This window comes from Nonomuraea sp. CA-141351 (assembly GCF_050944675.1).
Classification (GTDB): Bacteria; Actinomycetota; Actinomycetes; order Streptosporangiales; family Streptosporangiaceae; genus Nonomuraea.
In genome coordinates this window covers 10526566-10553236 of record NZ_CP191982.1, presented here as the reverse complement: position 1 = coordinate 10553236, position 26671 = coordinate 10526566, and the positions used below count along the sequence as shown (strand labels likewise).

General features: G+C 68.9%; 33 protein-coding genes. 21 read left to right on the top strand and 12 right to left on the bottom strand.

All coding sequences use genetic code 11. From position 1 onward, the window contains the following. Position 1 precedes the first annotated feature (1 nt). Both ACQPWU_RS49480 and ACQPWU_RS49475 read right to left on the bottom strand, forming a co-directional pair. Positions 2–1216, bottom strand: a complete 1215-nt coding sequence (locus ACQPWU_RS49480) for an aminotransferase class III-fold pyridoxal phosphate-dependent enzyme (RefSeq protein ID WP_433433348.1) — start codon at positions 1214–1216, stop codon at positions 2–4. Next, a complete protein-coding gene (locus ACQPWU_RS49475) occupies positions 1213–2130 on the bottom strand; it encodes a carbohydrate kinase family protein (RefSeq protein ID WP_433433346.1) in 918 nt (305 codons plus the stop codon). The genes ACQPWU_RS49480 and ACQPWU_RS49475 overlap by 4 nt, the downstream gene beginning before the upstream one ends. 46 nt (positions 2131–2176) lie before the next feature. Here ACQPWU_RS49475 and ACQPWU_RS49470 point away from each other — a divergent pair, with 46 nt between their 5' ends. Next, complete coding sequence (locus tag ACQPWU_RS49470) at positions 2177–2761, top strand: TetR/AcrR family transcriptional regulator (RefSeq protein WP_433433344.1); 585 nt, start codon at positions 2177–2179, stop codon at positions 2759–2761. Between the two features lie 37 nt (positions 2762–2798). Next, positions 2799–3434 carry a class II aldolase/adducin family protein gene (locus ACQPWU_RS49465; RefSeq protein ID WP_433433342.1) on the top strand — a complete coding sequence of 212 codons (636 nt, stop codon included), beginning with the start codon at positions 2799–2801 and terminating at the stop codon, positions 3432–3434. Here ACQPWU_RS49465 and ACQPWU_RS49460 read toward each other — a convergent pair. Further along, the gene (locus ACQPWU_RS49460; RefSeq protein WP_433433340.1) at positions 3429–4997 is read right to left on the bottom strand and encodes a DUF885 domain-containing protein; all 1569 of its coding nucleotides are present in this window, start codon (positions 4995–4997) and stop codon (positions 3429–3431) included. The two genes, ACQPWU_RS49465 and ACQPWU_RS49460, sit on opposite strands and share 6 nt — an antisense overlap. 22 nt (positions 4998–5019) lie before the next feature. On the opposite strand from ACQPWU_RS49460, the gene ACQPWU_RS49455 reads away from it, so the two are divergent. Beyond that, positions 5020–6228, top strand: coding sequence for a DUF4032 domain-containing protein (locus tag ACQPWU_RS49455; RefSeq protein ID WP_433433338.1), 1209 nt, complete (start codon positions 5020–5022; stop codon positions 6226–6228). Here ACQPWU_RS49455 and ACQPWU_RS49450 read toward each other — a convergent pair. After that, the gene (locus ACQPWU_RS49450) at positions 6222–6824 is read right to left on the bottom strand and encodes an NAD(P)-dependent oxidoreductase (RefSeq protein ID WP_433433337.1); all 603 of its coding nucleotides are present in this window, start codon (positions 6822–6824) and stop codon (positions 6222–6224) included. The two genes, ACQPWU_RS49455 and ACQPWU_RS49450, sit on opposite strands and share 7 nt — an antisense overlap. Before the next feature lie 164 nt (positions 6825–6988). On the opposite strand from ACQPWU_RS49450, the gene ACQPWU_RS49445 reads away from it, so the two are divergent. The 9 genes from ACQPWU_RS49445 (at position 6989) to ACQPWU_RS49405 (ending at position 14185) form a co-directional block, all read left to right on the top strand. Then, entirely contained in the window at positions 6989–7531 is a 543-nt protein-coding gene (locus tag ACQPWU_RS49445) for an RNA polymerase sigma factor (protein WP_433433335.1), read from the top strand. Further along, positions 7528–8418, top strand: coding sequence for a hypothetical protein (locus ACQPWU_RS49440; protein WP_433433333.1), 891 nt, complete (start codon positions 7528–7530; stop codon positions 8416–8418). Before ACQPWU_RS49445 ends, ACQPWU_RS49440 begins: the two co-directional genes overlap by 4 nt. Before the next feature lie 167 nt (positions 8419–8585). Beyond that, on the top strand, positions 8586–10025 hold the full coding sequence (ngcE, locus tag ACQPWU_RS49435) for an N-acetylglucosamine/diacetylchitobiose ABC transporter substrate-binding protein (protein ID WP_433433332.1): 1440 nt from the start codon (positions 8586–8588) through the stop codon (positions 10023–10025). A 4-nt stretch (positions 10026–10029) separates the two neighbouring features. Beyond that, complete coding sequence (locus ACQPWU_RS49430) at positions 10030–10944, top strand: carbohydrate ABC transporter permease (protein WP_433433330.1); 915 nt, start codon at positions 10030–10032, stop codon at positions 10942–10944. A gap of 2 nt (positions 10945–10946) precedes the next feature. Next, positions 10947–11795 carry a carbohydrate ABC transporter permease gene (locus tag ACQPWU_RS49425; protein ID WP_433433328.1) on the top strand — a complete coding sequence of 283 codons (849 nt, stop codon included), beginning with the start codon at positions 10947–10949 and terminating at the stop codon, positions 11793–11795. Between the two features lie 9 nt (positions 11796–11804). Then, positions 11805–12065, top strand: a complete 261-nt coding sequence (locus ACQPWU_RS49420) for a 4a-hydroxytetrahydrobiopterin dehydratase (protein WP_433433326.1) — start codon at positions 11805–11807, stop codon at positions 12063–12065. A 95-nt stretch (positions 12066–12160) separates the two neighbouring features. Next, complete coding sequence (locus ACQPWU_RS49415) at positions 12161–12721, top strand: hypothetical protein (protein ID WP_433433324.1); 561 nt, start codon at positions 12161–12163, stop codon at positions 12719–12721. 52 nt (positions 12722–12773) lie between these two features. Further along, positions 12774–13859, top strand: coding sequence for a low temperature requirement protein A (locus tag ACQPWU_RS49410; RefSeq protein ID WP_433433323.1), 1086 nt, complete (start codon positions 12774–12776; stop codon positions 13857–13859). Next, entirely contained in the window at positions 13856–14185 is a 330-nt protein-coding gene (locus tag ACQPWU_RS49405) for a nuclear transport factor 2 family protein (RefSeq protein ID WP_433433321.1), read from the top strand. The genes ACQPWU_RS49410 and ACQPWU_RS49405 overlap by 4 nt, the downstream gene beginning before the upstream one ends. On the opposite strand, the gene ACQPWU_RS49400 is transcribed toward ACQPWU_RS49405, so the two are convergent. After that, complete coding sequence (locus ACQPWU_RS49400; RefSeq protein WP_433433320.1) at positions 14178–14537, bottom strand: hypothetical protein; 360 nt, start codon at positions 14535–14537, stop codon at positions 14178–14180. The two genes, ACQPWU_RS49405 and ACQPWU_RS49400, sit on opposite strands and share 8 nt — an antisense overlap. Then, positions 14534–15016 (bottom strand): MarR family winged helix-turn-helix transcriptional regulator, encoded by a 483-nt coding sequence (locus tag ACQPWU_RS49395; protein WP_433433318.1) that lies wholly within the window; start codon positions 15014–15016, stop codon positions 14534–14536. The genes ACQPWU_RS49400 and ACQPWU_RS49395 overlap by 4 nt, the downstream gene beginning before the upstream one ends. 124 nt (positions 15017–15140) lie before the next feature. On the opposite strand from ACQPWU_RS49395, the gene ACQPWU_RS49390 reads away from it, so the two are divergent. Next, positions 15141–15578, top strand: a complete 438-nt coding sequence (locus ACQPWU_RS49390) for a GNAT family N-acetyltransferase (RefSeq protein WP_433433316.1) — start codon at positions 15141–15143, stop codon at positions 15576–15578. 102 nt (positions 15579–15680) lie between these two features. After that, positions 15681–16505, top strand: coding sequence for an enoyl-CoA hydratase/isomerase family protein (locus tag ACQPWU_RS49385; protein ID WP_433433314.1), 825 nt, complete (start codon positions 15681–15683; stop codon positions 16503–16505). A gap of 10 nt (positions 16506–16515) precedes the next feature. Here ACQPWU_RS49385 and ACQPWU_RS49380 read toward each other — a convergent pair whose 3' ends face one another. From ACQPWU_RS49380 to ACQPWU_RS49365, 4 genes are all read right to left on the bottom strand, one after another. Further along, positions 16516–17151 carry a GOLPH3/VPS74 family protein gene (locus ACQPWU_RS49380; protein WP_433433312.1) on the bottom strand — a complete coding sequence of 212 codons (636 nt, stop codon included), beginning with the start codon at positions 17149–17151 and terminating at the stop codon, positions 16516–16518. Next, positions 17138–17365, bottom strand: a complete 228-nt coding sequence (locus ACQPWU_RS49375; RefSeq protein ID WP_360686443.1) for a hypothetical protein — start codon at positions 17363–17365, stop codon at positions 17138–17140. The genes ACQPWU_RS49380 and ACQPWU_RS49375 overlap by 14 nt, the downstream gene beginning before the upstream one ends. A gap of 5 nt (positions 17366–17370) precedes the next feature. Beyond that, a complete protein-coding gene (locus tag ACQPWU_RS49370; protein WP_433433309.1) occupies positions 17371–18321 on the bottom strand; it encodes an SPFH domain-containing protein in 951 nt (316 codons plus the stop codon). A 278-nt stretch (positions 18322–18599) separates the two neighbouring features. Next, on the bottom strand, positions 18600–19451 hold the full coding sequence (locus ACQPWU_RS49365; protein WP_433433307.1) for a spermidine synthase: 852 nt from the start codon (positions 19449–19451) through the stop codon (positions 18600–18602). A gap of 20 nt (positions 19452–19471) precedes the next feature. On the opposite strand from ACQPWU_RS49365, the gene ACQPWU_RS49360 reads away from it, so the two are divergent. The 5 genes from ACQPWU_RS49360 to lat all read left to right on the top strand — a co-directional run bounded on the left by ACQPWU_RS49360 (position 19472) and on the right by lat (position 24039). Beyond that, positions 19472–21004, top strand: a complete 1533-nt coding sequence (locus ACQPWU_RS49360) for a penicillin-binding transpeptidase domain-containing protein (protein ID WP_433433306.1) — start codon at positions 19472–19474, stop codon at positions 21002–21004. Positions 21005–21100: 96 nt separating this feature from the next. Continuing rightward, entirely contained in the window at positions 21101–21748 is a 648-nt protein-coding gene (gene trhA / locus ACQPWU_RS49355; protein WP_433433304.1) for a PAQR family membrane homeostasis protein TrhA, read from the top strand. Further along, positions 21745–22110, top strand: coding sequence for a PPOX class F420-dependent oxidoreductase (locus tag ACQPWU_RS49350; RefSeq protein ID WP_360686429.1), 366 nt, complete (start codon positions 21745–21747; stop codon positions 22108–22110). The genes trhA and ACQPWU_RS49350 overlap by 4 nt, the downstream gene beginning before the upstream one ends. 46 nt (positions 22111–22156) lie before the next feature. Beyond that, positions 22157–22699 (top strand): HdeD family acid-resistance protein, encoded by a 543-nt coding sequence (locus ACQPWU_RS49345; RefSeq protein WP_433433302.1) that lies wholly within the window; start codon positions 22157–22159, stop codon positions 22697–22699. 65 nt (positions 22700–22764) lie between these two features. Continuing rightward, positions 22765–24039 (top strand): L-lysine 6-transaminase, encoded by a 1275-nt coding sequence (gene lat / locus ACQPWU_RS49340; RefSeq protein WP_433433300.1) that lies wholly within the window; start codon positions 22765–22767, stop codon positions 24037–24039. Here the strand turns inward: lat and ACQPWU_RS49335 are convergent. Beyond that, positions 24029–25249, bottom strand: coding sequence for an NAD(P)/FAD-dependent oxidoreductase (locus tag ACQPWU_RS49335; protein WP_433433298.1), 1221 nt, complete (start codon positions 25247–25249; stop codon positions 24029–24031). The genes lat and ACQPWU_RS49335 overlap by 11 nt on opposite strands. Before the next feature lie 100 nt (positions 25250–25349). Here ACQPWU_RS49335 and ACQPWU_RS49330 point away from each other — a divergent pair, with 100 nt between their 5' ends. Together ACQPWU_RS49330 and ACQPWU_RS49325 are read left to right on the top strand one after the other, a co-directional pair. Further along, positions 25350–25985 (top strand): TetR family transcriptional regulator, encoded by a 636-nt coding sequence (locus ACQPWU_RS49330; protein ID WP_433433296.1) that lies wholly within the window; start codon positions 25350–25352, stop codon positions 25983–25985. Then, a complete protein-coding gene (locus tag ACQPWU_RS49325; protein WP_433433294.1) occupies positions 25975–26355 on the top strand; it encodes an FAD-dependent oxidoreductase in 381 nt (126 codons plus the stop codon). Before ACQPWU_RS49330 ends, ACQPWU_RS49325 begins: the two co-directional genes overlap by 11 nt. Here the strand turns inward: ACQPWU_RS49325 and ACQPWU_RS49320 are convergent. Then, on the bottom strand, positions 26299–26523 hold the full coding sequence (locus tag ACQPWU_RS49320) for a helix-turn-helix domain-containing protein (protein WP_360686412.1): 225 nt from the start codon (positions 26521–26523) through the stop codon (positions 26299–26301). The two genes, ACQPWU_RS49325 and ACQPWU_RS49320, sit on opposite strands and share 57 nt — an antisense overlap. Positions 26524–26671 lie beyond the last annotated feature (148 nt).

Sequence of the window (26671 nt, the reverse complement as noted above, 5' to 3'; positions counted from 1 at the left end):
ATCAGCCGAAGTGGGCACGGGTCTCCGCGAACGCCTGATCCGTGCCCTCCAGAGCCTTCGCCACGTCCGCCTCCGTGTGCGCGGCCGACATGAACCAGTTGTGCCACGGGTGCAGGTAGACCCCGTGCCGCAGGCAGGCGTCGCTCCAGTACATCGCGACCGAGAGGTCGGCGTCCCCGTCGAAGCTGAGCCAGGGGATCGTCACCGGCCCCGTCTGGTTCACCACGAACCCGTGGGACTTGGCCTGCGCGTGCAGCCCCTCACGCAGCTGCGTGCCCGCCCGCTCCATGGCCCCGATGCCGTCCGTGTCGCGCAGGGTCTCGATGGTCGCCTTGGCCGCCGCCATGGCGACCGCCGAGAACCAGAACGAGCCCGTGGAGTACAGCGTCTGCGCCGGTCCGCGCAGCGCGTCCGTGCCGGTGACGGCCGCGATCGGGTGGCCGTTGGCCATGGCCTTCGACCAGGCCGTCAGGTCAGGGCGTACCCCATAGGGCTCCCAGGAGCCGCGCAGGTCGATCCGGAACCCCGCCCGCACGTCGTCGATCACCAGTGCCGCCCCGAGCCGGTCGGCCAGGGCGCGGGCGCCGCGCGCGAACGCGGGCTCCACCAGCTCCTGGTCCTCGAACGAGTCGTGCTTGAACGGCGTCACGATGATCGCCGCCACGTCCCCCTCCACGGTCGCCGCCGCGGCCTCCAGCGACTCCAGGGAGTTGTACGTGAACTCCACCAGGTCCGCCCGCTCGTTGGGCGTCGTGCCCGACAGGGACGGCGTGCACCAGGGGTCCGCCCCGTGATAGGCCCCATGGGCCATCAGCACCTTGGTCCGGCCGGTGGCGGCCCTGGCGACCATGAGCGCCTGGGTGGTGGCGTCGGTGCCGTTCTTGGAGAACATCGCCCAATCGGCGCTGGGCACGGTGTCCACCAGCAGCTCGGCCAGCTCCACCATGATCGGGCCCGGGCCGTTGAGGCAGTCACCGAGCGCGGCCTGCCTCGCGGCGGCCTCCTCCACGCGCGGGTGCCGGTGCCCGAGCACGACCGGGCCCCAGCTGCACATGAAGTCGATGTACTCGCGCCCGTCCACGTCCCACTGGCGGCAGCCCTCGCCGCGTTCGAAGAACTGCGGGAAGCCGGGGGCGAAGAGGGCGGCGTTGAGGTGCCCGTACATGCCGCCGGGGACGACCTTCAAGGCCCGCCGGCGAAGTTCTGCGTCGGTCATCCGAGGATCCTTAGAGTCGAGTCGAGGTCGGTGAGGCCGGCGTCCGAGCCGAGCCCCGTGGCGACGCGGGCGGCGGCGGCCGTGCCCCAGCGGGCCGCGGTCAGCACGTCCTGCCCGTGCAGGAGCCCCGTCAGGAAGCCGGCGCAGTAGGCGTCACCGCAGCCGGTCGTGTCCGAGACGTCCGTCTTGAGGGCGGGCACCGGCTCCGTACCGTCCGGAGTGACCACGAGGCTGCCCGACGCGCCCAGCGTGACGAGCACGCCGCGCGGTCCGTCCGCCAGCAGGGCCTGGGCGGCCTCCTGGACGTCGGAGCAGTCGGTCATGAGGAGCGCCTGCGACTCGTTCGGCAGCACGTAGTCCACGTGCGGCAGAAAAGCCCGGGCCATTCCCAATAAATCCGGCATCTCCGAAAGGAGGTCCATCGTGATGATGGTGCCCGCGCCACGCACCGAGTCCAGGAGGGCGAAGAACGCCGGGTCGCCCAGGCCGAACGTGACGTCCATGCCGCCCAGGTGGATCGCGCGCACGCCGTGCAGCACCTCGGCGTCCAGGTCCGCGTACGTCACCGTAAGGTTCGCCCCGGGCACGTGGAAGCTGGGCCGCCCGCCGTCCGGCCTGATGGGCAGGATCGAGGCGGCCGTCTGCTCACCCGCCCTGCGCACGAGATGTGAGACGTCCACGCCGCGCTTGGCCAGCACGGCCACCAGGAAGTCGCCCAGCTCGTCGTCGCCGATCGCGCCCATGGTGACCACGGAGTTGCCCAGCTTGACCAGGTCTACGGCTGTCCCGGCGGCGGCGCCGGCGGCGGTGAGGCGGATCTGGTCCACCAGTACGGTGTCCTGGCCCTCGGGGATGTGCTCGACGGGCCTGGCGAGAATGTCGACGATGTGGACGCCGACGGTGGCGACGGTCATAGTCTAAATAGACAGACGTCCGAATAAAAAGTCAATGGAGGAGCCGATGCCCAAGATCGTCGATCACGACGAGCGCAGGCGCGAGGTCCTGTCAGCCGCCCGCCGGGTGATCGTCAGGGACGGCATCGACGCCGCCACCACGCGGGCCATCGCCAAGGAGGCCGGATACTCCAACGGCGTGCTCGCCCACTATTTCGCCGACAAGGACGAGATCCTGCTGTCGGCGCTGCGCCAGTCGCACCAGCGCATCCGGGACCGGCTCACCAGCAAGATCGAGGGCGTGACCGGGCTGGCCGCGCTGCGCGAGTTGCTGCTGGACAACCTGCCGCTGGACGCGGAGCGCACTCAGGAGACCCGGCTGGAGGTCAGCTTCTGGAGCCGCAGCCTGGCCTCGGACCGCCTGGCCGAGGTGCAGCGCACGGAGGCGGCCGAGCTGCGCGTCGCCGTACGCGACCTGCTGGGGCAGGCCCGCGCGGCCGGCGAGCTCCGCACGGACGACAACCTGGACGACCTGACCGAGCACCTCCTCGCCCTGATGGACGGTCTCAGCCTGCACCTGCTCCTCTACCCGGACCGGCTCAAGCGCGTCGACGTCGAGCGCCTCATGCTCCAGGCCCTCGACAGACTCTGATTGCCGCAATTCGGACGACCGACTACATTCGCCATCCATGAGCCTGCGCGAGCAGTTATGCGAGTACGGCCGTCGCGCCGTCGAGCTGGGCCTGGTCATCGGCACATCGGGCAACCTGAGCGTGCGCGAGGGGGAGCTGGTCGCGGTCACGCCCTCGGGGGTGGCGCTCGACCGGCTGACCCCCGAGATGTGTCCCGTCGTGGACGTCGAGGGGCACCTCGTGGAAGGCGAGCTCCAGCCGTCCAGCGAGACGCCCATGCACCTGGCCGTCTACGAGAGCACGGACGCCCGCGCGATCGTGCACACGCACTCGGTGTTCGGGACGGTCGTGGCCACCACCATGACCGAGCTGCCGCCCGTGCACTACAACGCGCTGCTGCTCGGCGGCACGGTCAAGGTGGCCGCGTACGCCACTTACGGCACCCCGGAGCTGGCCGCCAACGTGCGGGCGGCGATGGAGGGCAAGCGGGCCGCCCTCATGGCCAACCACGGCGGGGTGACCATCGGGGCGACGCTGGAGGAGGCGTTCGAGTCCACCCGGCTGCTGGAGTGGCTGTGCGAGGTGTACGTGCGGGGGCTCAGCGTCGGCAAGCCGACCATCCTCACGGACGAGCAGCTCAACGCGGTGATCGAGCGCGCGCTGAACCCTCCCACGTTCCCGCCGCGGCTATGACAGCGCGACCTGCTCCGCCAGCCCCAGGGGCAGCCCGCCCGACCCGGCGATCCGGTCGTGGAACTCCTTCAGCGACCCCTGGAAGGACTGCCGGATGCGGTCGATCTCGATCGCGCCCGTGAGATAGGAGGGCGCTTGCGTGGGCCAGGCGCAGTAGCGGTTCACCTCGCCCTGGGCCGTGCCGGGAGACAGCGACGCCTTGGTCGCCATGAACGTCTCCGCCTCCTCGATCGACATGTCCTCGCAGTGCAGCGCCGTGTCCACGACGATCCTGGCGGCGCGGAAGATCCGGCAGTCCAGGTGGGCCAGCTCGGTGGCCGGGGTGTCGAAGTAGCCCTGCTCGTGCAGGAGCTTCTCCACGTAAAGGGCCCAGCCCTCCGTGAAGTACGGGGTGCGGAAGACCTTCCTGACGGTACGGGGGTTGCCCGCCATGTACGACAGGTGCCAGTGATGTCCCGGGTAAGCCTCGTGCACGGAGATCGAGGGCATCTGAGCCCGCGAGTTCGTCCGCAGACGCTGGCGTACCTGCTCGGGGGTGAAGTCGTCGGGCGTGTAGGGGACGAAGAAGACGCCCTTGCGTGAGGCGCTCAGCGGGGGCGGCGCGAGGTAGTGGGCGACGGACAGGATCGGGCGGGTGTACTCGGCTGAGGGGAGGACGTCGCACTCCTCGCCATCGGCGAACGTGACCAGGTCGAGCTCCCGCACGAACTCCCTGGCCCGCCGCGTCTCGGCCTCGTACTCGGCGCGCATGTCGGCCAGCGTCGGCGGATGGTCGTCCATGAGGAACTCCATCGCCGCCCGCCAGTCCTCGCCGCCGTTGACCAGGACCGCCACCTCGCGCATCCGCGCGTCCAGCTCGGCCCAGGCGGCCTTGCCCTTCTCGTGCAGCTCGGCGGCGCCGTACCCGAGCAGTTCCTTCTCGCGCAGCAACGTGGAGTAGAGCCGCTCTCCCATCCGCCAGGTGCCGCCGCACTGGAAGCCCTCGAGGAACGTGACAAGTTCGTCGAAGGCCCTTGCGGCCGGCTCGGCGGCCTCGGCCAGCTTGGCGGCGAGCTCGGGGTCCTCGACCATGGACGGGATCGTGCGGGTGAGGAAGTTGCGGCCGGTACGCGCCTGGCCGAGCCCGCGCTTGATCAGCAGCGGCGCGGCGAGCTCGGGGTCCAGGTTGGCCTGGCAGGCGGCCAGCACGCCGGGCACCTCGGCCAGCCGGGAGAGGGCGGACGACACCAGCTCGGGCTCCGGCTTGAGCCGCCGCTGGAACGGCGTGTACATCGAGGAGAAGATCGCCGAGAGGTAGACGGCGGGGTCGCGCCGCCATTCGGGCCAGGACGCGAGCGCGATCGAGCCTCTCAGCTGGGAGAGGACCAGTTCCCTGTCGATCGCGTCGTCCGGGGAGACCGTCTCGATGCCCGAGAGGTGTCCGAGCCAGCGGACCTCCTCCCGCTCGCGGGCGGTCCAGGCGGAGGCGGTGAAGTCACCGAGGGTGTGATCGTAACCGTCGGCCCCCAATGAGCTGGCCACGACGGGACGGTCGGAAAAGTACCACTTGAGAAACTCGTCCACCGATGTACCATATCCTGAGCAAATGCCCCTGCAGATCACTGGCGCGCTAGGCGATCCTGACCTGATCCGCCTCCCCTGGGAAGTGCCGCTCCAAGACTGGCCGCAGTACCACCTCGTCGATCTACCGCGCGGCATTTCGCGGCACGTCGTGCGGTTCGCGCGGCTGTCCGGCAAGGTGTACGCGATCAAGGAGATCAGCGAGCGTTACGCCAAGCGGGAGTATCAGCTGCTCTGGGATCTCGCCCGTCTCGACGCCCCCGCCGTGGAGCCGGTCGCGTACGTGACCGGCCGCGAGGACGGGCTGGACGCGGCGCTGATCACCAGGCACCTGCAGTTCTCACTGCCCTACCGGGCGGTCATGTCGGGCACGCTGCGGCCCGACACGCTCACCCGGCTGCTGGACGCGCTGGCCGTGCTGCTGGTGCGGCTGCACCTGAACGGCTTCTACTGGGGTGACTGCTCGCTGTCCAACACGCTCTTCCGCAGGGACGCGGGGGCGTTCGCGGCCTACCTCGTGGACGCCGAGACCGGCGAGATGCACCCGATGATCAGCGAGGGCCAGCGGCTGGCCGACATCGACGTCGCGCACACGAACATCTTCGGCGAGATGCTCGACCTGGAGGCCGGCGGGCTGCTGCACCCGTCCATCGACCCCATGGACACGGCCGAGGACATCGTCGCCCGATACCACCGCCTGTGGGATGAGATCACCCAGAGCGAGATCATCGAGGAGGTCGACTGGCACCGGGTGGAGCAGCGGATCCGGCGGCTGAACCTGCTCGGCTTCGACGTGGCCGAGATGATGGTGCGGCGCAAGGTCGGCACCGGGCGGCTCATCGTACGGCCCAAGGTCGTGGACGCCGGGCACCACCAGCGGCGGCTGCTCCGGCTGACCGGACTCGACGTGGAGGAGAACCAGGCGCGGCGGCTGCTCAACGACCTCGACGGGTTCAGGGTGGCCAAGGGGCTGCGGCACGAGGACGAGGCCATCGTGGCGCACCGGTGGCTGGCGGAGGTGTTCCAGCCGACGGTCGAGGCCATTCCCGGGGAGCTGCGCGGGAAGCTCGAGCCCGCGCAGCTCTTCCACGAGATACTCGACCACCGCTGGTACCTGTCGGAGGAGCAGGGCGCCGACGTGGGGCTGGCCGCGGCCGTGAAGTCATACGTGGACAACGTGCTCGTGCACAAGCCCGACGAGAAGGCGCTCCTCCCGGACGAGCCGTCTCAGTAGGCCACCGTGATGCGCTTGCGCGGGTGGGCGCCGTTCTCCAGCTCGTCCGCGACGGCGACCGCGTAGTCCTCAGCCGAGATGAAGCTGCGGCCCTCGGCGTCGGCCAGCAGCATGTCGCCGCCGATGCGGTAGACGCCGGTACGCTCGCCGGGCGCGACCTCGGCGGCCGGCGAGATGTACGTCCAGTCGAGGTCCTCGACCTCCCGGTAGAGGCCGAGGGCCGACCTCTGGGCCAGCGACTCCTTCTTGTAGACGGCCGGGAAGTCGGGCGTGTCGACCAGGTCCTGACCGGGCGCGATCTGGAGGCTGCCCGCGCCGCCCACGACGATCAGCCTGCGCACTCCGGCCGCCCGCACGCCCTCGATGAGGGCGCGGTTGGCGTCGAGGAACGGCGGCTCCGGCTCGGTGCCGTCGCGCGGCGGGGCGATGGCGGAGACGACGGCGTCGTAGCCCTCGGCCAGCGTGGCGGCGTCGTGGACGTCGCCCTTGACCGGGCCCTTGCGGCTGACGGCGGTCACCTGGTGGCCGCGGTTGGTCAGCTCGGCGGCGATGCGCTGGCCGACCATGCCGGTCGCGCCGAAGAGCAGGATCTTCATGAGAGCCAGAGTATCCATCGGCCTGACCGGCGGGCCGAAGCGCTTCGCCCAGCTCAGGACGTGTATCGGCGTCACGCAGAAAGTCCTTCTGCGCCGTACCGGTAATGCTCCCTACATTCCGGACATGGGGTGAGTGGTGATATCGCCGCTATAAGGGAGAACGGATGGGAGTCGATCCCGAAAGCCGGTTCGAGGAGATCTACGGATCTTCGTACGGGCCGCTGCTCGGGTACGCGTTGCGTCGCTGCTCGGACCCCGACGACGCGGCCGACGTGGTGGCCGAGACCTTCATGGTCGCGTGGCGGCGCATAGAGGAGGTCCCCGAGGGCGACGAAGCGAGGTTATGGCTCTTCGGGGTGGCCAGGAATGTGCTGGCCAACCAGCGGCGCGGCGAGCGGCGGCACGAGCAGCGGACCGCCGCCCTGCGCGCGGAACTGGCGGCCTCGCCGCTCGTGGCCGAGCCGCCCGGAGAGGACCTCTCGCAGCTGGGCCGGGTGTTCCGGGCCCTGTCCGAGGACGACAGGGAGCTGCTGGCGCTGGTCGCCTGGGAGCGGCTGGATCCCGGCCAGATCGCCAGGGTTCTCGGCATCTCACGTAACGCCACACGAGTCAGGCTCTACCGCGCGCGCAAGCGCTTCGCCCGCGGGCTGACCGAGGCCGGAATCGAGTATTCGCGCGCCGTCGCGATGGAAGGGAGCAACCTGTGAACATCGCCGATCTCGCCCGGGTGCGGGACGAACAGCTGGCCGGGGATCCGGTGGGGCAGGCGTCCGGCGCGGGGGCGCGGGCGCTGATGGAGTCGATCATGGCCGAGGAGCGGGTGCCCGCGCGAAGGCGTGCCCCGCGCAGAGGACGGTGGCTCGCGCTGGGTGTGGCGGCGGCCGCGGCGACCGCCGTGCTCGTCGTCGGAGTGCCGTTCGGCGGCCCGGTCACCCAGTACGCCAACGCGGCCGTCTCGGTCAAGGCCGGCGACGACTATCTGGAAGTGGCGATCAACGACCCCGAGGCCGAGGCGGAGGAGTTCACGAAGGCGTTCCGGGCGGTCGGGCTGGACGCCGAGGTGAAGAAGGCTCCGGTGGCGCCGGAGGACGTGGGTAAGCTGATCGGCCCGATCATGGACGGGCAGTTCCCGCCCGGCACGGGCGTGAAGGGATCGTGGACGGAGGACTGCCCTTCCGCCTGGTGTGGCACGGTCTCCATCCCCGTCCACTTCAAGGGAAAGGTCATCTTCGGGATTGGCCGGTCCGCCGCGCCGGGGGAGTCCTACGCCACCCCTGGCCTGGTCTCGCCGCCCGCCGACGGCGGACCCATTGACGGCTACAAAGCCCGCGGCAAGCAGGTTTCCGAGGTCAGAGCCGATATGGAGCGGCTCGGGCTGAAGGCCAGCTACGTGGTGATGTGGCTCAAGCCCGACGGCAGCGGTCAGGGGTACAACGTGGAAGACGCGTACATCAAGGACGACTGGATCGTCGACCATGTCATCAAGACCGCGTCCGACGCCGTCCGGGTGCATGTCGAAGCCGGTCCCGGGGTGGCGCTGAACTCGTTGCCCAAAGCCGCCCCGCTCGAGGCTCCCGACTGGTGGAAGGACTGACCCTGGTCTTGCCGTTCATGTCCTCGTGCACGATGCTGGCATCTGTTCAGGCGAGGGGATCACGGCAAGGTCACGTCTCGATTGCGCCCCCTTGACGGGTGTCGGTGGCCGTTCGTACGTTCGGGCAAACGTTTAGGAAACTTTCCTAATTCCCCACGGGAGCCCTCATGACCCACCCGGGCGAGATCACTCGGCGTCAGATGCTGCGCCGCCTCGGCATGACCGCGTTCGTCGCCGGCCCCGGCGCGGGCCTCGTGAGCGCCTGCGCCACCGGCGGCACGGGAGGCGAGCCGTCGGCCGCCCCCAGCATCACCGCCTCCGCGAACTCGAAGAACCCGTTCGGTGTCGATCCTAAGAAGCCGCTCGAGGTGGTCATCTTCAGCGGCGGGTACGGCGACGCGTACGCCAAGGACCTGCACGAGGAGCTCTACAAGAAGGAGTTCCCCGGCGTGACGGTCAAGCACAACGCCACCCAGCAGATCGGCACCCAGTTACGCCCGCGCTTCGTCAGCGGCGACGTGCCCGACGTGCTCAACAACTCCGGCCCCGAGTCGATGGACCTGGCCGCGCTGGCCGCCGAGGGGCACCTGGCCGATCTGAGCGTGCTGTTCGACGCCCCTTCCATCGATGACCCGGCCAAGAAGGTACGCGACACCGTCACGCCCGCCGTGATCGACAACGCCAAGATCGACGGCAAGGACCTCGTGCTCAACTACACCGTGTCGCACCGGGCACTCTGGTACAACGCCAAGCTGTTCGCGTCCAAGGGATGGACGCTGCCGAAGACGTGGGCTGAGTTCACGGCGCTGGGGGACACGGCCAAACAGGAGGGCATCCTGCTGTTCGCGTACCCGGGGCTGAAGGGCCCGTACTACCAGCTCTGGAACGTCCTCTACACGGCCGCCAAGATCGGCGGGAACCAGGTCATCATTGACATCGACAACCTGGTCGACAACGCCTGGAACGCCGAGCCGATGAAGCAGGCGGTCACGGCCTGGGTAGACATCCAGGCGAAATATGGCGACAAAGCGTACTTCGGTCTCGATCACACCCAGACCCAGATCAAGCAGCTCCAGAACAAGCTGCTCTTCTACCCGGTGGGCTCCTGGATCGAGAACGAGATGGCCAAGGACAAGCCCGACGACTTCGAATACGCCATCGCTCCTCTTCCCGACGTCACCGCCGCGGACAAGATGCCCTACGGCGCCATCCAGGTCGGCGTCGGAGAGAACTTCATCGTGGCGGCCAAGGGCAAGAACCCGCAGGGCGGCCTCGAATATCTGCGCATCATGTTGTCCAAGGAAGGCGCGCGGGGATTCACGCAGAAGACCGAGAACCTCACGGTGGTCAACGGCGCCGCCGAGGGACTCGACCTGCCGGCCGGGCTGCGGAGCGCCGCCAAGGCCCAGGACGTGGCGGGCCAGAACATCATCACCGACGCGCGTTTCGAAGGCTGGTACAAGGAGCTGTTCGACTACGGCACCCAGCAGATCAACGTGGTCATGGCCGGGCGCATCACCCCGGAGAAGTTCTGCGCCGCCATGCAGAAGAAGGCCGACCAGATCAAGAAGGACGACGCGGTCGCCAAGCAGACGCGGAGCCAGTGAGCAGATGGAGCGGCTGCGCAAATACGGGTTCGTCGCTGGGTTTCTCGTCGTCCCGCTCACGCTCTATTCGGTCTTCGTCATCAGCCCGTACGTCCAGGCGTTCCAGCTCTCCCTGACGAGCTGGAACGGATACAGCTCGATCGTGCGGTACGTGGGGCTGGACAACTTCGGCCGGCTGTTCGACGACGAGGTGTTCTGGCAGGCCCTGCGCAACCACGGGATCATGCTGCTCGTGCTGCCGATCGTGACGATCGTCATCGCGCTGTTCCTGTCGTTCCTGCTGAACCTGGGCGGCGGCCCGCGCGGCGCCGGCATGAGCGGGGTGTGGGGGTCGAAGTTCTACCGGGTGGTGTTCTTCTTCCCCCAGGTCCTGGCCGTGGCCGTGGTGGGCGTGCTCTTCCAGTCCGTTTACCGGCCGGACGCGGACGGCGTCCTCAACGGCGTGCTCGCCAGATTCGGCCTCGAGCCCGTCGGCTGGCTCACCGAGCCGGGCCTCGCCCTCTGGTCGATCATCGCGGTGATGGTCTGGCAGGGCGTCGGCTTCTATGTGGTGCTGTTCTCAGCGGGCATGGCGGCCATTCCCAAGGACTATTTCGAGGCCGCGGCGCTGGACGGCGCCGGGCGCGTGCGGTTGTTCTTCTCGATGACGCTGCCGCTGCTGCGCGACACCATCCAGGTCGGCTGGATCTATCTGGGGATCGCCGCCTTCGACGGGTTCGCGCTGGTGCAGGTGCTGGCGGGCGACAAAGGCGAGCCGGACGGCGCGACGACCATTCTTCCCGTCACCATCTACAAAACGGCCTTCGCCTACAACAAGGTCGGGTACGCGTCCGCGATGGGTGTGGCGCTGTTCTTCCTCACCGTGACGTTCGCCGTGCTGACATTGCGTACGACCAGGCGTGAGAGGGTTGAGCTCTAGAAATGGCCAGAAACCGCCCGCCGCGCCCCAGCGTGCTCGCCGGGCTCTCGCACATCGCGCTGGCCGTCTGGGCGCTGCTGATCATCCTGCCGCTGCTGTGGACGTTCCTGGCGTCGTTCAAGAACAACACGGAGATCTTCGGCGATCCGCTGCAGCTTCCCGGGGCTTTGCGGCTGGACTCATGGGGGAGAGCGTGGGACAAGGCGCACATCGGGCAGTACATGCTCAACACCGTCATCGTCGTCTTCTTCGGCACGGCGGGCACGATGTTGTTCGGGTCGATGGCGGCGTACGTGCTGGCGCGCTACCAGTTCATCGGTAACAAGCTGATTTACTACTACTTCGTGGCCGGTCTGGCGTTTCCCGTGTTCCTGGCCCTCGGGCCGCTCTTCTTCGTCGTCAAGCAGCTCGGCCTGTTGGATTCCCATTTCGGGCTCATCCTGGTCTATATCGCCTATTCCCTGCCTTTCACGGTGTTCTTCTTAGCGGCATTTTTCCGGACATTGCCGGAAACTGTCGCCGAAGCCGCCATGATCGACGGCGCCTCGCACACCCGCACGTTCTTCCAGATCATGGTCCCCATGGCCAGGCCGGGCCTCGTCAGCATCACGATCTTCAACATCCTGGGCCAGTGGAACCAGTACCTCCTGCCCCTGGTCCTCCTGGCAGGCGACCCGAACAAATGGGTCCTCACCCAAGGCATCGCCAAGATCTCCACTTTGGCGGGATACGAGGCGGACTGGCCGGGCCTGTTCGCCGCCCTGAGCATGACGATCCTGCCGGTAATGGTCGTCTACATCATCTTCCAGCGCCAGATCCAGTCGGGGCTCAGCTCGGGGGCGCTGAAGTAACGTGACGCCATGGACACCAACCTGCCCGAATGGCGGCGTGAGGGCGACGAGATCCGGCGCACGGTCACCGCGCCCGACTTCCCCACCGCCATCCGCATCGTCGACGAGATCGCGGTCAAGGCCGAGGAGCTCAACCACCATCCCGACATCGACATCCGCTGGCGTACCCTCCATCTGACCCTGACCACCCACGACAAGGGGGGCCTCACCGACCTCGACTTCACGCTGGCCGCCATCATCGACGACATCGCGACGAAACACGGCGCCTGAGCGCGAATACGGGCCGTAGCTGCCCGATTACTCGTTAGAGTGGGTGCTCTCCCGGAGCCCGCAGTGCCGTAAGGGCTCGAACCATGGAGGGTCTCATGCGCGTGCCCGCACTCCTGCTCGTCATGCTCACCGCAGCCTGCGCGGGGTCACCCGCCCCGCTCCAGGATCTCGCGGGTCCCAGCGAGGTGCCCCCGACAGGGGAGATCAAACTGTCCGGTGCGGGGGAGTTCTCCCCGTCCGACACCTCGGCCATCGTCTACGACCGCAAGCTGGTCCCGCGGGGAGCCCAGGCCAGCGCCGCCGTCGAGTCGTCCGGCAACAAGACCCGCACCTCCCTCGTCGTCGAGGGCATGCTGCCCAACCACCGCTACGGAGCCCATCTCCACACCAAGCCCTGCGGTGCCAAGCCCGACGAGTCGGGGCCCCACTACCAGCACCATCGCGGCGAGGTCAGCCCGACCAGCGAGGTCTGGCTCGACGTGACCACCAACGGCGACGGCGCCGGCCGCTCGAGCGCGCGCAACGACTGGGCTCTCGATCCGGCCGATCTGCCCGGTTCGCTCGTCATCCACTCCCAGGGCACCAAGACCTCGGGCCCGGAAGTCGGCACGGCCGGGACCCGCGTGGCCTGCCTGACCCTCAAAAAGACGTCCTAAGCATCAGATCCGGGCATAATTACACAATTACATAGCGACGTTGGGAGTAGTCGTGACCCAGTGGCAGCCCCCCAGATTACGGCTGTTCGAAAACCTGCACCGCCGGGCGACCTGGCTCGAGCTACTCTACGACCTCGTCTTCGTCGTCGCCGTCGCCGAGCTGGCCGACGTGCTCGCCGACAGCCTTCTGACGTTCGTGGGCCTGTTCGTGCCGGTCTGGTGGGCCTGGGCGGGATATGTCTTCTACGCCAACAGGTTCGACACCGACGACGTCAGCCACCGGCTGCTCGCGTTGCCGCAGATCCTGGCCGTGGCGACGATGGCGGCGAGCGTGGGCGACATCAGCCAGCGTTCGGCGCTTTTCGCCATCTCGTACGCCGTGGCCAGGGTGCTGCTCATCGTGGCCTATGTCCGCGCCGGCCGCCACGTGCCCGAGGCCAGGCCGCTGACGACGCACTACGCCATCGGGTTCGCGGTGGCCGTGCTCATCTGGCTGGCCTCGCTCGCCGTCGATCCTCCCCTGCGTTATGTGTTCTGGGCCGTCGCGCTCGTGATCGACCTGGCCACGCCCCTCCTGGGGAGGCGACACCAGAGCAAGCTGCCGCCGCAGACCGAGCACCTGCCGGAGCGCTTCGGCCTGTTCGTGGTGATCGTGCTGGGCGAGGTGGTGGCGGCCGTCGTCGTCGGGCTGAAGGGTCACGCCGTCACGCCGGGCACGCTGCTGATCGCCCTGGTGGGAGTGGCGATCGCGATGGGCTTCTGGTGGCTGTACTTCGGCCACATCGACGAGTCCGTCGTGCTGCGTACCCAACTGGCCGGGCAGGTGTGGGTCTATTCGCACCTGCCGCTCTCGATAAGCCTGGTGGCGTTCGGGATCGGGATCGAGCACGCGATCGAGCACCCGGGGTCGACGAGCTGGTCCGTCGGGCTGCCCGCCGCCCTGGTGCTCGCCGTACTCGGCCTGCAGCACCTGTGCTCGTCCGACAGGCGCGCCGGCACGATCCGCCTCGCCGCGGCGGCGCTCACGCTCGCCACCTCGGCGCTTCTGATCGCGGCCGCGCTCCCGCTCATCCTGCTGTACGCGGCGGCGCAGGTCGTTTATGACTTGATCCGCCCCCAGCCGGAAGGTGCCGCATGACCGCCGAGGACCTGTTCGACCGCCAGCTGGCCGCCATCGCCGACCGCGACCTGGAGGCCCTGCTGAGCCAATATCACGACGACGCCACGGTCGTCCGCTTCGACCGGGTCGCACGGGGCCCCGCCGAGATCAGGGACCTGTTCAGTGCGTATCTCTCGGCGGAACCCCAGGTGGACGAGGTCATCTCAGTGCGGACGACCGACGACGTGATCTTCTACAGTGCCCTGATGACGATCGCCGGCAACCGCGTCACCACGTACGGCACCCTGGTGATCAGGGACGGCAAGATCTGGCGGCAGACGGCGGCCGCCGCGCCGGTCACCTGATCGCCGCCGCCATCGGCTGCCATGGCGTGGCGTCGAAGATCAGCATGATCGTGGCGATCTTCCCGTCGTGCAGCCTGAAGTGCTCGGCCGTCCGCTGGATCCCGGCGGGCGTCGCCGTGTGCACGTCGTAGACAAGCGTCGCCTCCGACTCGCCGTACAGCTCGCTGATCATCTCCACCTCCGTCACCACCCGCAGGAGCCCCTCCAGCCCCGCCAGGTGCCCGGCGGGGTCGGCGGAGGTGATGAACGGGCTCCTGAACGAGAACGGCTCGCCGATCAGCGCCGCGGCGGCCGCCACGTCACCCCGGAACCTGGCGTCGTGGTAGGCCCTGACGACCTCGCGCGTACTCATCGGCCCTCCTGAGCGGTCAAATAGTCGGCCAGCCGCTGCTGGTTGTCGGCCAGCCGCAGGCACAAATGGCGCAGCGAGGTCAGCTCCTCGGGCGAGAACCCCCGGAACATCGCCGCCATGGCGAGCTGCGACGGCTTCCTGAACGCCGCGATCCAGGCCCGCCCCTCGGGGGTGATCCGGGCCAGCACAGACCGCCGATCGCGCTGGTCCTGAACCCGCCGGACGAGCCCGTCCTTCTCCAGGGTGTCGACGAGCCCGGTCACGTTCCTCGAGCTCACGCCCGCCGACTGGGCCAGGTCCCCGATGCTGAGTCCGTCCTCGTCGGCGGCGCTCAGCCGCAACAGCACGTCCATCGCCCCCGAGCTGAGCCCGCGGCCCTCACTGCCGTGCGTGCGCATGCGTTCGATGGCCTGGAAGGCCGTGCGCACGGCGGCTGCGGCCTCGAAGGTGAGGGTGTCGTCCCCCGCGAGCTCGCTCATGGCGGCCCTCGCTCTGGGATCGAAGAGTGATCCGGCTGAATCATGTTCTATCTTCATAATGAAGGAGCACTTTATTACATACTTCCGGAAACTGCTAGTTGGCCGGTTTCGTACGCTTGCTCGCATGATGATTGTGGAACGTGCCCCCACGGACACCGAGCTCGTCGCCCTGCTCGACGCGGCCTTCGCCGAACTGGTCGCCAGATACGGCCCCGAGGGCCGCTCGGGCGTGCATGCCGACGCGAGGTTCCTGGTCGCCGTGGTCGACCGTGTCGCCGTCGGCTGCGGCGCCGTACAGCCGGGCGATGGCGCGACCGGCGAGCTCAAGCGCATGTACGTCGACCCCCGCCACCGGGGGCGCGGCGTCGCCCGTTCCCTGCTGAAGGCCCTGGAGGAACTCGCGGTCGAGCTGGGGTACGACCGCATGCGACTGGCCACCGGAGTCCGCCAGCCTGAGGCCGTCGCCCTCTATGAGAGCTCCGGCTACGAGCGGACCGCCCTCTATGGCAGGTACGTGGACCAGCCGCTGACCCTTTGCTATGCCAAGAACCTCGTGATGTGAAGTTCCTGGGGTTGCCATTCGGAACAGTGCTCCGAATATAATCGGAGCACTGTTCCGGATGTCGGGCTGCTCTGCCCGAGACCTCCCTAAGGAGCTCAACCGATGTCACCGATCCCCGAGGACTGGCAGGCCCGTAACGGCCGCTACGTCTCGCCCCCGCGCTTCGAGGACTACTCCGAGAAGTACGCCGACCACTTCGCGATGACCCGCCGCGACGGCGTCATCGAGCTGCGCATGCACACCGACGGCGGCCCGGCCGTCTACGGCATGGGCATGCACAACGCCTGGGGCCAGGCGTGGCAGGAGGTCGGCAACGATCCCGACAACGAAGTGCTGATCCTCACCGGGACCGGCGACTGGTGGCTCAGGCCGGCCCCGGCGGACAGGCTGGCGGAGATGATGCGCGAGCCGAGGCCCGACCACTTCGCCTATCGCACCTACTACGACGCGATGAAGCTGCTGGAGAACCTGATCCACGCGGTCGACATCCCCACCATCGCCGCGGTCAACGGTCCCAGCCCCGGCCACACCGAGTTCGCGTTGCTCTGTGACATCACCCTGGCCTCGGAGGACGCCACCTTCTCCGACACGCACCTGCTGGCCGGCACCGCCCCGGGCGACGGCATGCACCTCGGCCTCCAGGAGTTGCTGGGCACCAAGCGCGCGGCCTACTACCTGTACACCGGCGCCGAGATCGACGCACGCACCGCCCTCGACCTCGGCCTGGTCAACGAGATCCGGCCCCGCGAGAAGCTGCTGCCGCGCGCCTGGGAGCTGGCCGAGGCGATCCGCAGCCGCCCCAGGGCCGCCCGCAGGCTGACCCACGCCATCGTCTCGCGTCCGTGGAAGCGCCGCCTCGTCGAGGACTTCGGCTTCGGCCTGGCACACGAGATGTTCGGCATCTCCGCCGACAAGATCTTCGGGTAGCCGCCAGGCATCAGCCGCCCGCGGCGGCCGCACTCGCGGCGGCCTCCACGTTCTTGCGCAGGGCCGTGGCGACCGGCTCGACGGGCTCGGCCAGCACCGCGGCCCTGCCCCGGTGCTCGCGCCACTCCCGCCTGGGCACGACCCCCTTGAGCCTGGCCGCCGTGGCCAGCGCGGCCAGGACGCGGACGTCCTGCCCCAGCCGGTCCACGGGCCGGCCGCCGCGGATCGCACGGCCGACCCGTTCGGCGAGCCGGCGCGAGAGGTACGGCCGGCGCGGCGTGATCCGCTCGACCGGGAACAGCACGAGCCGTCGCCGCTCGACGCGGATCAGCCGGGCGGCCTCCAGCTCGTCCCTGACCAGGCGGAACGCACGCGAGCGATCCTTGCGGATCCAGTGCCGCCACGACCGGGCCGGGGAGTTCGTGATCTGCTCCCAGACGGCGGCCTGCAGGGGGCCGGGGTCGGCGGGGGCGGCGACCGGGCGTACCCGGCCCGACTCGTCCGCCACGTTGCCGCCCATCACGAGCTCGGCGAGCGCCGCCGCGCGCAGGAGGTAACCCAGCTCGCCGCGGTTGGACAGCTTCCCCTTGCGCAGGTCGAAGGCCAGCAGGAACGCCGACCTCGGCAGGGACTCATCCGGTTTCACCTGTCGACTCCTCTTCATCCGTGGACGTCTTGCTCGGCCGCCCGCGCGGGCGCATCCGCCCCACGCCGTCGGGCAGGCGTCCGGCCTCGGAAAGGGCCTTGCGCAGCAGGAACTCGATCTGCGAGTTCGTACTGCGCAACTCGTCGGACGCCCACCTGGCGAGCGCGTCGTGGACCACCGGGTCGAGCCGCAGCAGGATCTTCTTCCGCTCCACGGCGTTTACTGGTAGAGGGTGCCGGTGTTGACCACCGGCTGGGTGTCGCGGTCGCCGACCAGCACCACCATCAGATTGCTGACCATGGCCGCCTTGCGCTCCTCGTCCAGCTCCACCACGTCGTGCTCGGCGAGCTTGGTCAGGGCCATCTCGACCATGCCGACCGCCCCTTCGACGATCCGCTGGCGGGCCGCCACCACCGCCCCGGCCTGCTGACGCCGCAGCATCGCGTGGGCGATCTCCGGCGCGTACGCCAGGTGGACGATGCGGGACTCGATGACCTTCACGCCGGCCGCGGCCACCCTGACCCCGATCTCCGCGGACAGCTGCTCGTTGATCTCGTCGGCGTTGTCCCGCAGCGACAACCTCTGCTCGCCGTGCGCGTCGTACGGGTAGCTGCCCGCGATGTGCCGCACGGCCGTCTCCGCCTGGATGGCCACGAACTCCACGAAGTCGTCCACCTCGAACATCGCCTGTGCCGTGTCCCGCACCTGCCAGACCACCACGGTCGCGATCTGGATGGGGTTGCCGTCCGCGTCGTTGACCTTTGTCACTTCCGTCTCGTGGTTGCGGATCCTGGTGGACACCCGCCGCCGCACGGTGAACGGGTTGACCCACTGCAGACCGGGCGTCCGCAGGGTGCCGACGTACCGGCCGAGCAGCTGCACCACGCGCGCCTCGCCGGGCGCCACCGCGGTGAGCCCCCCGCACAGCACCACGCCGGCGATGAACGCCAGGCAGGCCACCGCGACCACCCACCCGCCGCCCTGCCCCGCCTCCGCGGCGAGCGTGAAGATCCCCCAGGCGAACAGCGCGATCCCGCCCAGGACCAGCACTGTCGCGATCCCGAGCACCGCGAATCCGTTGGCCGCCCGCACGGGGCGCTCGCTGGTGTGCGGCGCGGGCATGTCCACGACGGTTCCCTCAAGCGCGACCCCGCCCGATGTGTCCGCCATCTCCTGATCCCCCTTCTCCTGACTTCGGGTGCTAGCAAAGTGATATCACTTTTTTGGCAAGGGAGAAAGGGGCTCGTTCCGGTCTCTCGCGCGGTGGTGTCACTGGCGGCCGGCATCGCGCCGACGGGTGTGTGACGAACTCGTTCCCCAGGACACTGACCGTGATCGTGTAGATCAGCCGCCGGTCGTGGGCTTGGCCGCCCAGGCTCGGATCGCCGGCGTCGTGGTCCGCCGGCCAGGCGGTCGGGCGACGGGTGGGTGAGACCCGTTCGGGGACGTCAGCCGAAGACCGCGGGTGGGGGAACCGGGGCCAGGACCGGGTCGCCGTCCTTGATGGGGGAGGCGCCCGCGATGAAGTTCGTCAGCGCCTCCCCGTGCACGCATCTCGCCTGCGTGAGGCCGCCCGCCGCGCGCCGCGTCAGCAGGTCCACGGGCAGGCCCGTACGCGAGGCCGCCACGATCAGGTTGCCGAAGCGCCGGCCGCGCATGACGCCCGGCTCCGCCAGCAGGACCACGTGCCCGAACGTGCTCGTCACCGTGGCGAGCAGGCGCTTGGCGAAGGCCAGGCCCTTGCCGTCGGCCATGTTGATCAACAGAGTGCCGGTCGGCCGGAGGACTCTGGCTATGTCCCCCATGTACTCCAGCGTGGCCAGCTCCACCGGCATCGTCGCCCCCGTGAAGGCGTCCAGCACGACCAGGTCCGCCGATGCGTCCCAGATCTTGGCGGTGCCCTCCCGGCCGCCCTCCACGATGACCTTCAGCTTGGGCACCGACCGCAGGTCCAGCTGCTCGCGTACCAGATTGATCAGCAGGCCGTCGGGCTCGACGACGATGTGGCGGGAGCCCTGGCGGGTGGCGGCGATGTAGCGGGGGATGGTGCAGGCGCCCCCGCCCACGTGTACGCAGCTCAGCGGCCCTTCCGGCAAAAGGTCGATCACATCCGCTATGAGTCGTACATACTCGAATTCCAGAAATGTCGGGTCTTGTAGATCAACGTACGACTGAGGTACGCCATCCTTGGACAGCACCCAGCCGTCCTGCCTGTCCAGGTCCCGGAGCAGCTCGATCTCGCCGAACGTCACCGGATACAGGCCAGGCATCGGTTCCCGCTGTCCACGTGCCACGCTCATCCCCTCCCGGGAGAAACCGTATGCGACGGAGAAGGCTGATTGTGCTCGTTATCGCTCTTGTCGCGGTAGTTGGGGCGGGTGCTTTCGCTGTCATGGCGTCGAACCGGATCAAGGGGAGCGCTTCCCAGGCGGCTGCGGCGTACTTCGACGCATGGCGCAAAGGTGATGTGTCGCGCATGGCGAGCCTGGTGTACCAGCCGCCCCCGGACTTCGCCGTCCGGCATTACCGGTTGACGGAGGACCTCCACGTCGAGTCCATCCGGCTGACTCCCGGGCGGTTGAAGAGCACGGGGGAGGGGGTGGCCGAGGTGCCGTTCGCGGGGGTGCGGCAGCTCGCCGAGTTCGGGGCGTGGCCGTTCGACAGCACGTTACGGCTCGGCGTACGGGATCGGGCCTGGAAGGTGTTGTGGGCCCCGGAGACGCTGCACCCCCTGCTCAAGGACGGTGGCACGCTGGAGCTGGACGAGGTCGACGCCTCGCCTGCCGAGCTGGTCACCAGCGAGGGCGCCAAGATCCCGAACGACAGCTACGCGGACTCGTACCTCAACCAGCTCAAACCCGAGTTCGCGGAGGCCGGGCACGGCTGGGAGCTGGTCTCGAAGGTCCCGGGGCAGCCCGTCAGGCAGCTGATGACCCGCCAGCCCGAGGCGAACGTCGAGCGCACCACCCTGTCACGCAACGTGCAGGCGGCCGCCGCCAGGGCGCTGGACGGGGTCGAGGACTCCACGATCATCGCCATCCGGCCGAGCACCGGCGAGATCCTCGCGCTGGCCGACCGCCTCAAGGACAACTACAGCGCCGTAAGCAACGTCTTCCCGCCCGGGTCCGTCTTCAAGACGATCACGGCGGCGGCGCTCCTCGAGAACGGGCTCGACCCGGCGGCGCAGGTCCGGTGCCCGGGCACGTACACGATCCCCTTCCACCGGCCCTTCGAGAACGACGGCAAAGTCGACCGCGGCCTCGTCAGCTTCTCCGACGCGTACGCCTACTCCTGCAACACGACGTTCGTCGAGCAGGCCACCACCAGGCTCACCGCGGACCAGCTGCGCGAGACGGCCGACGCCTGGGGCTTCGGCCGGCCGATCGCGACCGGCATCGGCGGGACCTGCGGCACCATGGATGACACCGACGACCCGGACATGTTCGGCGCCGACGCCATCGGCCAGGGTCAGGTCGTCGCCACGCCGCTGTGCATGGCCGCGCTCGCCGCCGCCGTGCAGAGCGGCACCTGGCGCTCGCCCAGGCTCTTGTCGGAGGCGCAGGTACGCCGCATCGACGGCACCCCGCACAAGGACGTGCCGATGAACGAGCAGGTCGTGGCGGCGCTCAGGGACATGATGGCCGCCGTGGTCGATCACGGCACGGCCGGCGACATGGGGCTGCCGGAGGGTGTGGCGGGCAAGACGGGGACGGCCGAGGTGGACGGCGAGGAGTCGCACGCGTGGTTCATCGGCTACCAGGACGACCTGGCCTTCTGCGTCTTCGTACGGCACGGAGGCTCGGGCCGTACGGCCGCCGTTCCCATCGCCGCCCGCTTCCTCAACGGCCTCTAGCCACCGCCACAGGTAGCGGATTTCCAACCTATGGCTGGCCGCGTCCAGCGGACTGCCACAGGTATCGGATTTCGAACCTACGGTACCGTAGGTTGCATGACGACCATCACCGTTAAGCCCAGGCTGCGAGGCTGGTTGCACACTGGAGCGATGCCCGTGGCGCTGGTCGCGGGGTTCGTGCTCGTGGCGCTCGGTCCGACCCTGCAGGCGCGCCTGGCCGCCGCCGTTTACGCCATCACGTCCGGTTTGTTGTTCGGGATCTCGGCCACCTACCACCGGGGCACGCTGGGCCCGCGGCTGGCGGAGTTCCTGCGCCGGTGCGATCACGCCAACATCTATCTGATCATTGCCGGGACCTACACGCCGTTCGCCCTGCTGGCGCTTGACGGGGTGGCGAGGGTCGCGGTGCTCTCCGTCATCTGGGGCGGGGCCCTGGCCGGGGTGCTGTTCCGGGTGCTCTGGATGGGCGCGCCGCGCTGGCTCTACACCGTCCTCTACCTGGCGCTGGGCTGGACCGCGATCTTCGTGATGCCGCAGCTGCTGCAGGGCGCGGGCGTGGCCGCCGTCGTCCTGGTGGCCGTCGGCGGCGTCTTCTATTCGGCGGGAGCCGTCGTGTACGGCCTGCGCCGCCCGGACCCGTCGCCCCGGTGGTTCGGATTCCACGAGGTCTTCCACGCCCTCACCGTCGCCGCGTACCTGGTGCAGTACATCGCGGTGTCGATTGTGGTTTATTCACACATGTGAATCTTGGGACAGAACAGTACGTCTCGGTGACGACGTACCGCAGGGACGGCACCCCGGTCGCCACCCCGGTGTGGGCGGCGCAGGACGGCGACGCGGTGGTCATCTGGACCGTCGCCGACTCGGGGAAGGTCAAGCGCATCAGGAACAACCCCGAGGTCAGCGTGGCGGGCTGCGACTTCAGGGGCAACCTCAAGACCGAGCCGGTCAACGGGCGGGCCGTGGTGCTGGACGCGGCGGAGACCGAGCGGGTGCGCGGGCTGCTGCGGCGCAAGTACGGGCTCATGGGGCGCATCACGCTGCTCGGCAGCAAGCTCCGCAGGGGGAGCACCGGCACCGTGGGGGTGCGGATCACCGACATTTGACCCCGTGCTGGTCTGTTTTCGGGCACAGCTCGGAAAGCAGATCAGCATGGTAGATATCGCTCAATCGTGGTGGTTGCTGCTCCTGCGCGGCCTCGCGTCGATCCTCTTCGGCTTCCTGGCGCTCATCTGGCCGGCGATCACGCTCCTCGTGCTGGTGATCTTCTTCGGCGCGTACGCGCTGGTGAGCGGGATCTTCGAGCTGTTCGCCGGGTTCCGGCACGGGGCCAGGTCGAGAGCTTGGCTCATCATTTCCGGAATTGTCGGGATATTGGTCGGTATAGCGACATTCATCTGGCCGGGCATCACCTCGCTCGCCCTGCTCTTCGTCGTGGCCTTCTGGGCCATCGTCACCGGCGTCCTGGAGATCGTGGCCGGGATCCGGCTGCGCAAGACCATCGACAACGAGTGGATGCTCATCGTCGGAGGCATCCTGTCGGTGATCTTCGGCGTCCTGCTGCTCATCTGGCCGGTCACGGGCCTGCTCAGCCTCGTCTGGCTGGTCGGCATCTACGCGATCCTGCACGGCATCGCCGAGATCGCTCTGGCGTTCCGCGTGAAGAACTTCACTCCGGGGGTAGGTATGCCGTAAATTTTATGTAGTTAGCCGTATTCAACAAGAGGAACGCACGCCTGTCCGACGCACGTGGAGTCGCCATGGACGTACACGCCCGCCTTGCCCGCCACCTGCTCGTCGACGGATACCGCCTCGTGCTCGACCTCGAGCTCAGCCGCGGCTCCTGGCTTGTCGACGCCCGAAACGGCCGCCGCTACCTGGACTTCTACACGTTCTTCGCCTCCGCGCCGCTCGGCGTGAACCCACCCTTCGATCCCGACTTCGCCCAGCTGCTCGGCCAAGTCGCCCGCAACAAGCCGGCGAACCCCGACATCTACACCGAGCACCTCGCAGACTTCGTCGACACCTTCGCCCGGGTGCTGGGCGATCCGGAGCTGCCCCACCTGTTCTTCGTCGAGGGTGGCGCCCTGGCCGTCGAGAACGCGCTCAAGACCGCCTTCGACTGGAAGAGCCGCCGCAACGAGGCCGCCGGCCGCTCACGCGACCTGGGCACCAAGGTCCTGCACCTGACGAAGGCCTTCCACGGCCGCAGCGGCTACACCCTGAGCCTGACCAACACCGAGCCGGGCAAGACCGACCGCTTCCCGAAGTTCGACTGGCCGCGGATCGACGTGCCCGCCATCCATTTCGGCGACGTCGAGGCGGCCGAGGAACGTGCGCTGGCGCAGGCACGTGAGGCGTTCGAGCGGAATCCGTACGACATCGCCTGTTTCATTGCCGAGCCCATCCAGGGCGAGGGCGGCGACAACCACATGCGGCCCGAGTTCCTGCAGGCCATGCAGCGCATGTGCCACGAGTACGACGCCCTGTTCATCCTCGACGAGGTCCAGACGGGCGGCGGCATGACCGGCACGCCGTGGGCGTACCAGCAGCTGGGCCTCGCTCCGGATGTGGTGGCGTTCGCGAAGAAGGTCCAGGTGGGCGGGATCATGGCGGGACGCAGGGTCGACCTGGTGCCGGACAACGTGTTCCAGCAGAGCGGGCGCATCAACTCCACGTGGGGCGGCGGGCTGGTGGACATGGTGCGCAGCCGGGGCATCCTGGAGATCATCGAGCGTGACGGCCTGATCGCCCGCGCCGGCACCCTCGGCTCCGCGCTGCTCGACGATCTCACCAAGCTGGAGGCCGAGAGCCCGGAGCTGGTGTCCAACGTCCGTGGCAGGGGCCTGATGTGCGCGTTCGACCTGCCGGACCAGGCCGCGCGCGACGCGCTGGTGACCCGGCTCAGGGAGGATCACGGGGTGCTGGCGCTGCCCTGCGGGCCCCGCTCCATACGCCTGCGTCCGGCGCTGAACATCCCGGAGGCCGACGTCGACCACGGCCTGCAGGCACTGTCGGAAGCCCTTACTGCGTGACGCTGGTGGCCGTGCGGCGGGGGCCGAAGTAGCGCCAGAAGAAGTTGAGCAGCACGGTCATCCGGTTGCGCCCGCCCAGCAGGTATGCCACGTGCACGAAGATCCACACCAGCCATGCGGGCAACCCGCGCATGGTGAGCCCGTTGGACAGCTGCAACACGGCCTCCGCCTTGCCGACGGTGGCCATGATGCCCGGATCGCGATAGGAGAACGCCGTCAGCGGCCGCCCCTGCGCGGCCGCGAGGATCTGCGCGGCCACGTGCTCGCCCATCTGGATCGCCGGCTGGGCGAGCTGGGGGAGGGGGTTGGGCGGCCCCGCCAGGTCGCCGGCCACGAAGATCTCGGGATGTTCGGGTACGTTCAGCGCCTCCGTGACACTGATCCTGCCGCCCTTGCCCTGTGGCAGGCCCCAGTCGCCCACCTGCTTGGGCGCGGTGACGCCGAGCGCCCACACCGTCACGTCGCTCGGCAGCCGCGTGCCGTCGGCCAGCACCACCGCGTCCGGCTCGACGGAGGCCACCGTGGAGCCCAGCCGCAGCCGCACCCCCCTCCGGCGCAGCGCCCGCGCCGCCGAGTCCCGCAGCCTCCGCTTGTACGGCGCCAGTACGAAGTCGAACCGCTCCACCAGCGTCACACTGGTCTGGTCCGGCTTGATCTCGGGGTGTGTCAGCGGCAGCGTGCGCCGCCGCAGCTCGGCCAGCGTGCCTGCCATCTCGACCCCGGTCGCGCCCGCGCCGACCACCACGACGTGCACACTCTTGCGCCGGCCCGCCGCGGTGTCCTCCAGCTGGTGCTGGAACCGGCGGCGCAACGTCGTGGCGTCGCTGAGCGAGTAGATCGGCTGCGAGTTCTCCCGCGCGCCGTCGATGCCGAGCCAGTTGGTGGTGACGCCGGTGCCCAGCACGAGGTAGTCGTACTCGAGCCCGCTGCCGTCGTCGAGCTCCACGCGCCGCTCGGCCGGGCGGATCTTGCTCAGCGTGGCCTGGCGCGCCCGCACGTTGGGCCACTTGGCGGCGAACGTGCGGATGGGGTACGACACGTCCGCGCCGCCCATCCCGGCGGTGGCCACCTGGTAGAGGAGCGGCTGGAAGGTCGAGTACGGGTTGCGGTCGATGAGCGTCACCAGCGCCCCCGCCTTGGCCAGCTCCTTGGTGGCGGCCAGTCCGGCGAACCCCGCCCCCACCACCACGACTCGCGGTCTCTGCTCCATGCCAAGGTCCCTGGCCCTGCCGGCGGCTCTCAAACCATCATGGCCATTCTTGCCGAAAAGGTATTTCTGCCTTTTCGGCAAGATCTGTTACGGTGACGCCATGCCGACCGGTAACGGGTTGCGGGAACGCAAGAAGCGGGAGACCCGAGTGGCGTTGAGCCTCGCCACGATCCGCCTGTGCGTCGAGCGCGGCTGGGACCACGTCACCATCGAGGACATCGCCGCCGCGGCCGACGTGTCCGTGCGCACCTTCCGTAACTACTTCTCGAACAAGGCGGAGGCGATCGCCGCCGCCCACGTCGAGCGCACGCTGCGGATCGCGGACGAGATACGCGCCAGTCCGTCCGGCGAACCCCTGTGGGAGTCGATCGTGGAGGCGGTCCAGGCCAACTTCGCGCCGGACGACAGCACGGGCGTCGAGTTCCGACGATGGCGGGACGGGGTCTCACTCATGCTGGCCGAGCCGGCGCTGCAGGGCGAGGTGCTCAAGGCGAACGCGGCCACGCAGGACGAGCTGGCCAGGGCGATCGCCGAGCGCGCGGGCACCGATCTCGCGCACGACGTCTACCCGAAGCTGGTCGCCGCGGTGATCGGCGCCGGCAGCGCCGTGGCCATCGAGCACTGCCTGCGCGCCGAGCGGCCCACCCCGCTCGACCAGGTGCTGCGCGAGGTGTTCGACCGGCTCGCCGCGGGCCTTCCCGTCCCCTCAGACCTGGGAGTACACCGTGATCACTGATGTCGTGATCGTGGGCGGCGGCCCGAACGGGCTGACTCTGGCCGGGGTCCGCCCGATCGTGCTGGAACGCCTGGCCGCGGCCAGCACGGAGCCCAAGGCGAACGGCCTGCTCGGCCAGGTCGTGAGGATGGTCGACCGGCGAGGCCTCTACGAGTGCCTCAGCGGCAAGCCCGGAGCCGCCGCAGCCGAACTCCGCGTATTTCATGGGGCCTGGACTGGGAGGGCCTCGGTGGTTGGGGGACCATGGGACTGCAGGCCGACGGAGCGGGCCGCGCCTGGTCGGCGGGCCGCTCCGTCGGATGGTGCGGTCGGGTTACTCCTGGCGGGACAGCCACAGCCCGATGGCCGTGACCCGGGAGTCCACCCCTAGCTTGGCGTAGATGCGATTGACGTGGTTCTTGACCGTCTTCTCGCTGAGGAACAGCCGTTGCGCGATCTGGCCGTTGGACTGGCCGGTCGCGATCAGGTCCATGACCTCGGCTTCGCGCTTGCTCAGGGACGTGAATACGCTGTCGAGCGCTGCGTCGTCGACTCTCATCCGGCCTCCGGGGGCGCGCAGACGGTCAGATCGCCGATGGCCCCCGTGCTTCCGGCGTTAGCGGTAGACAGCGAGCATAACTCGCATTGTCGTGTTTTGGGGCCGTTGTCGGGAGAAAACGCCAACGGCCGGTCCCGAAGGACCGGCC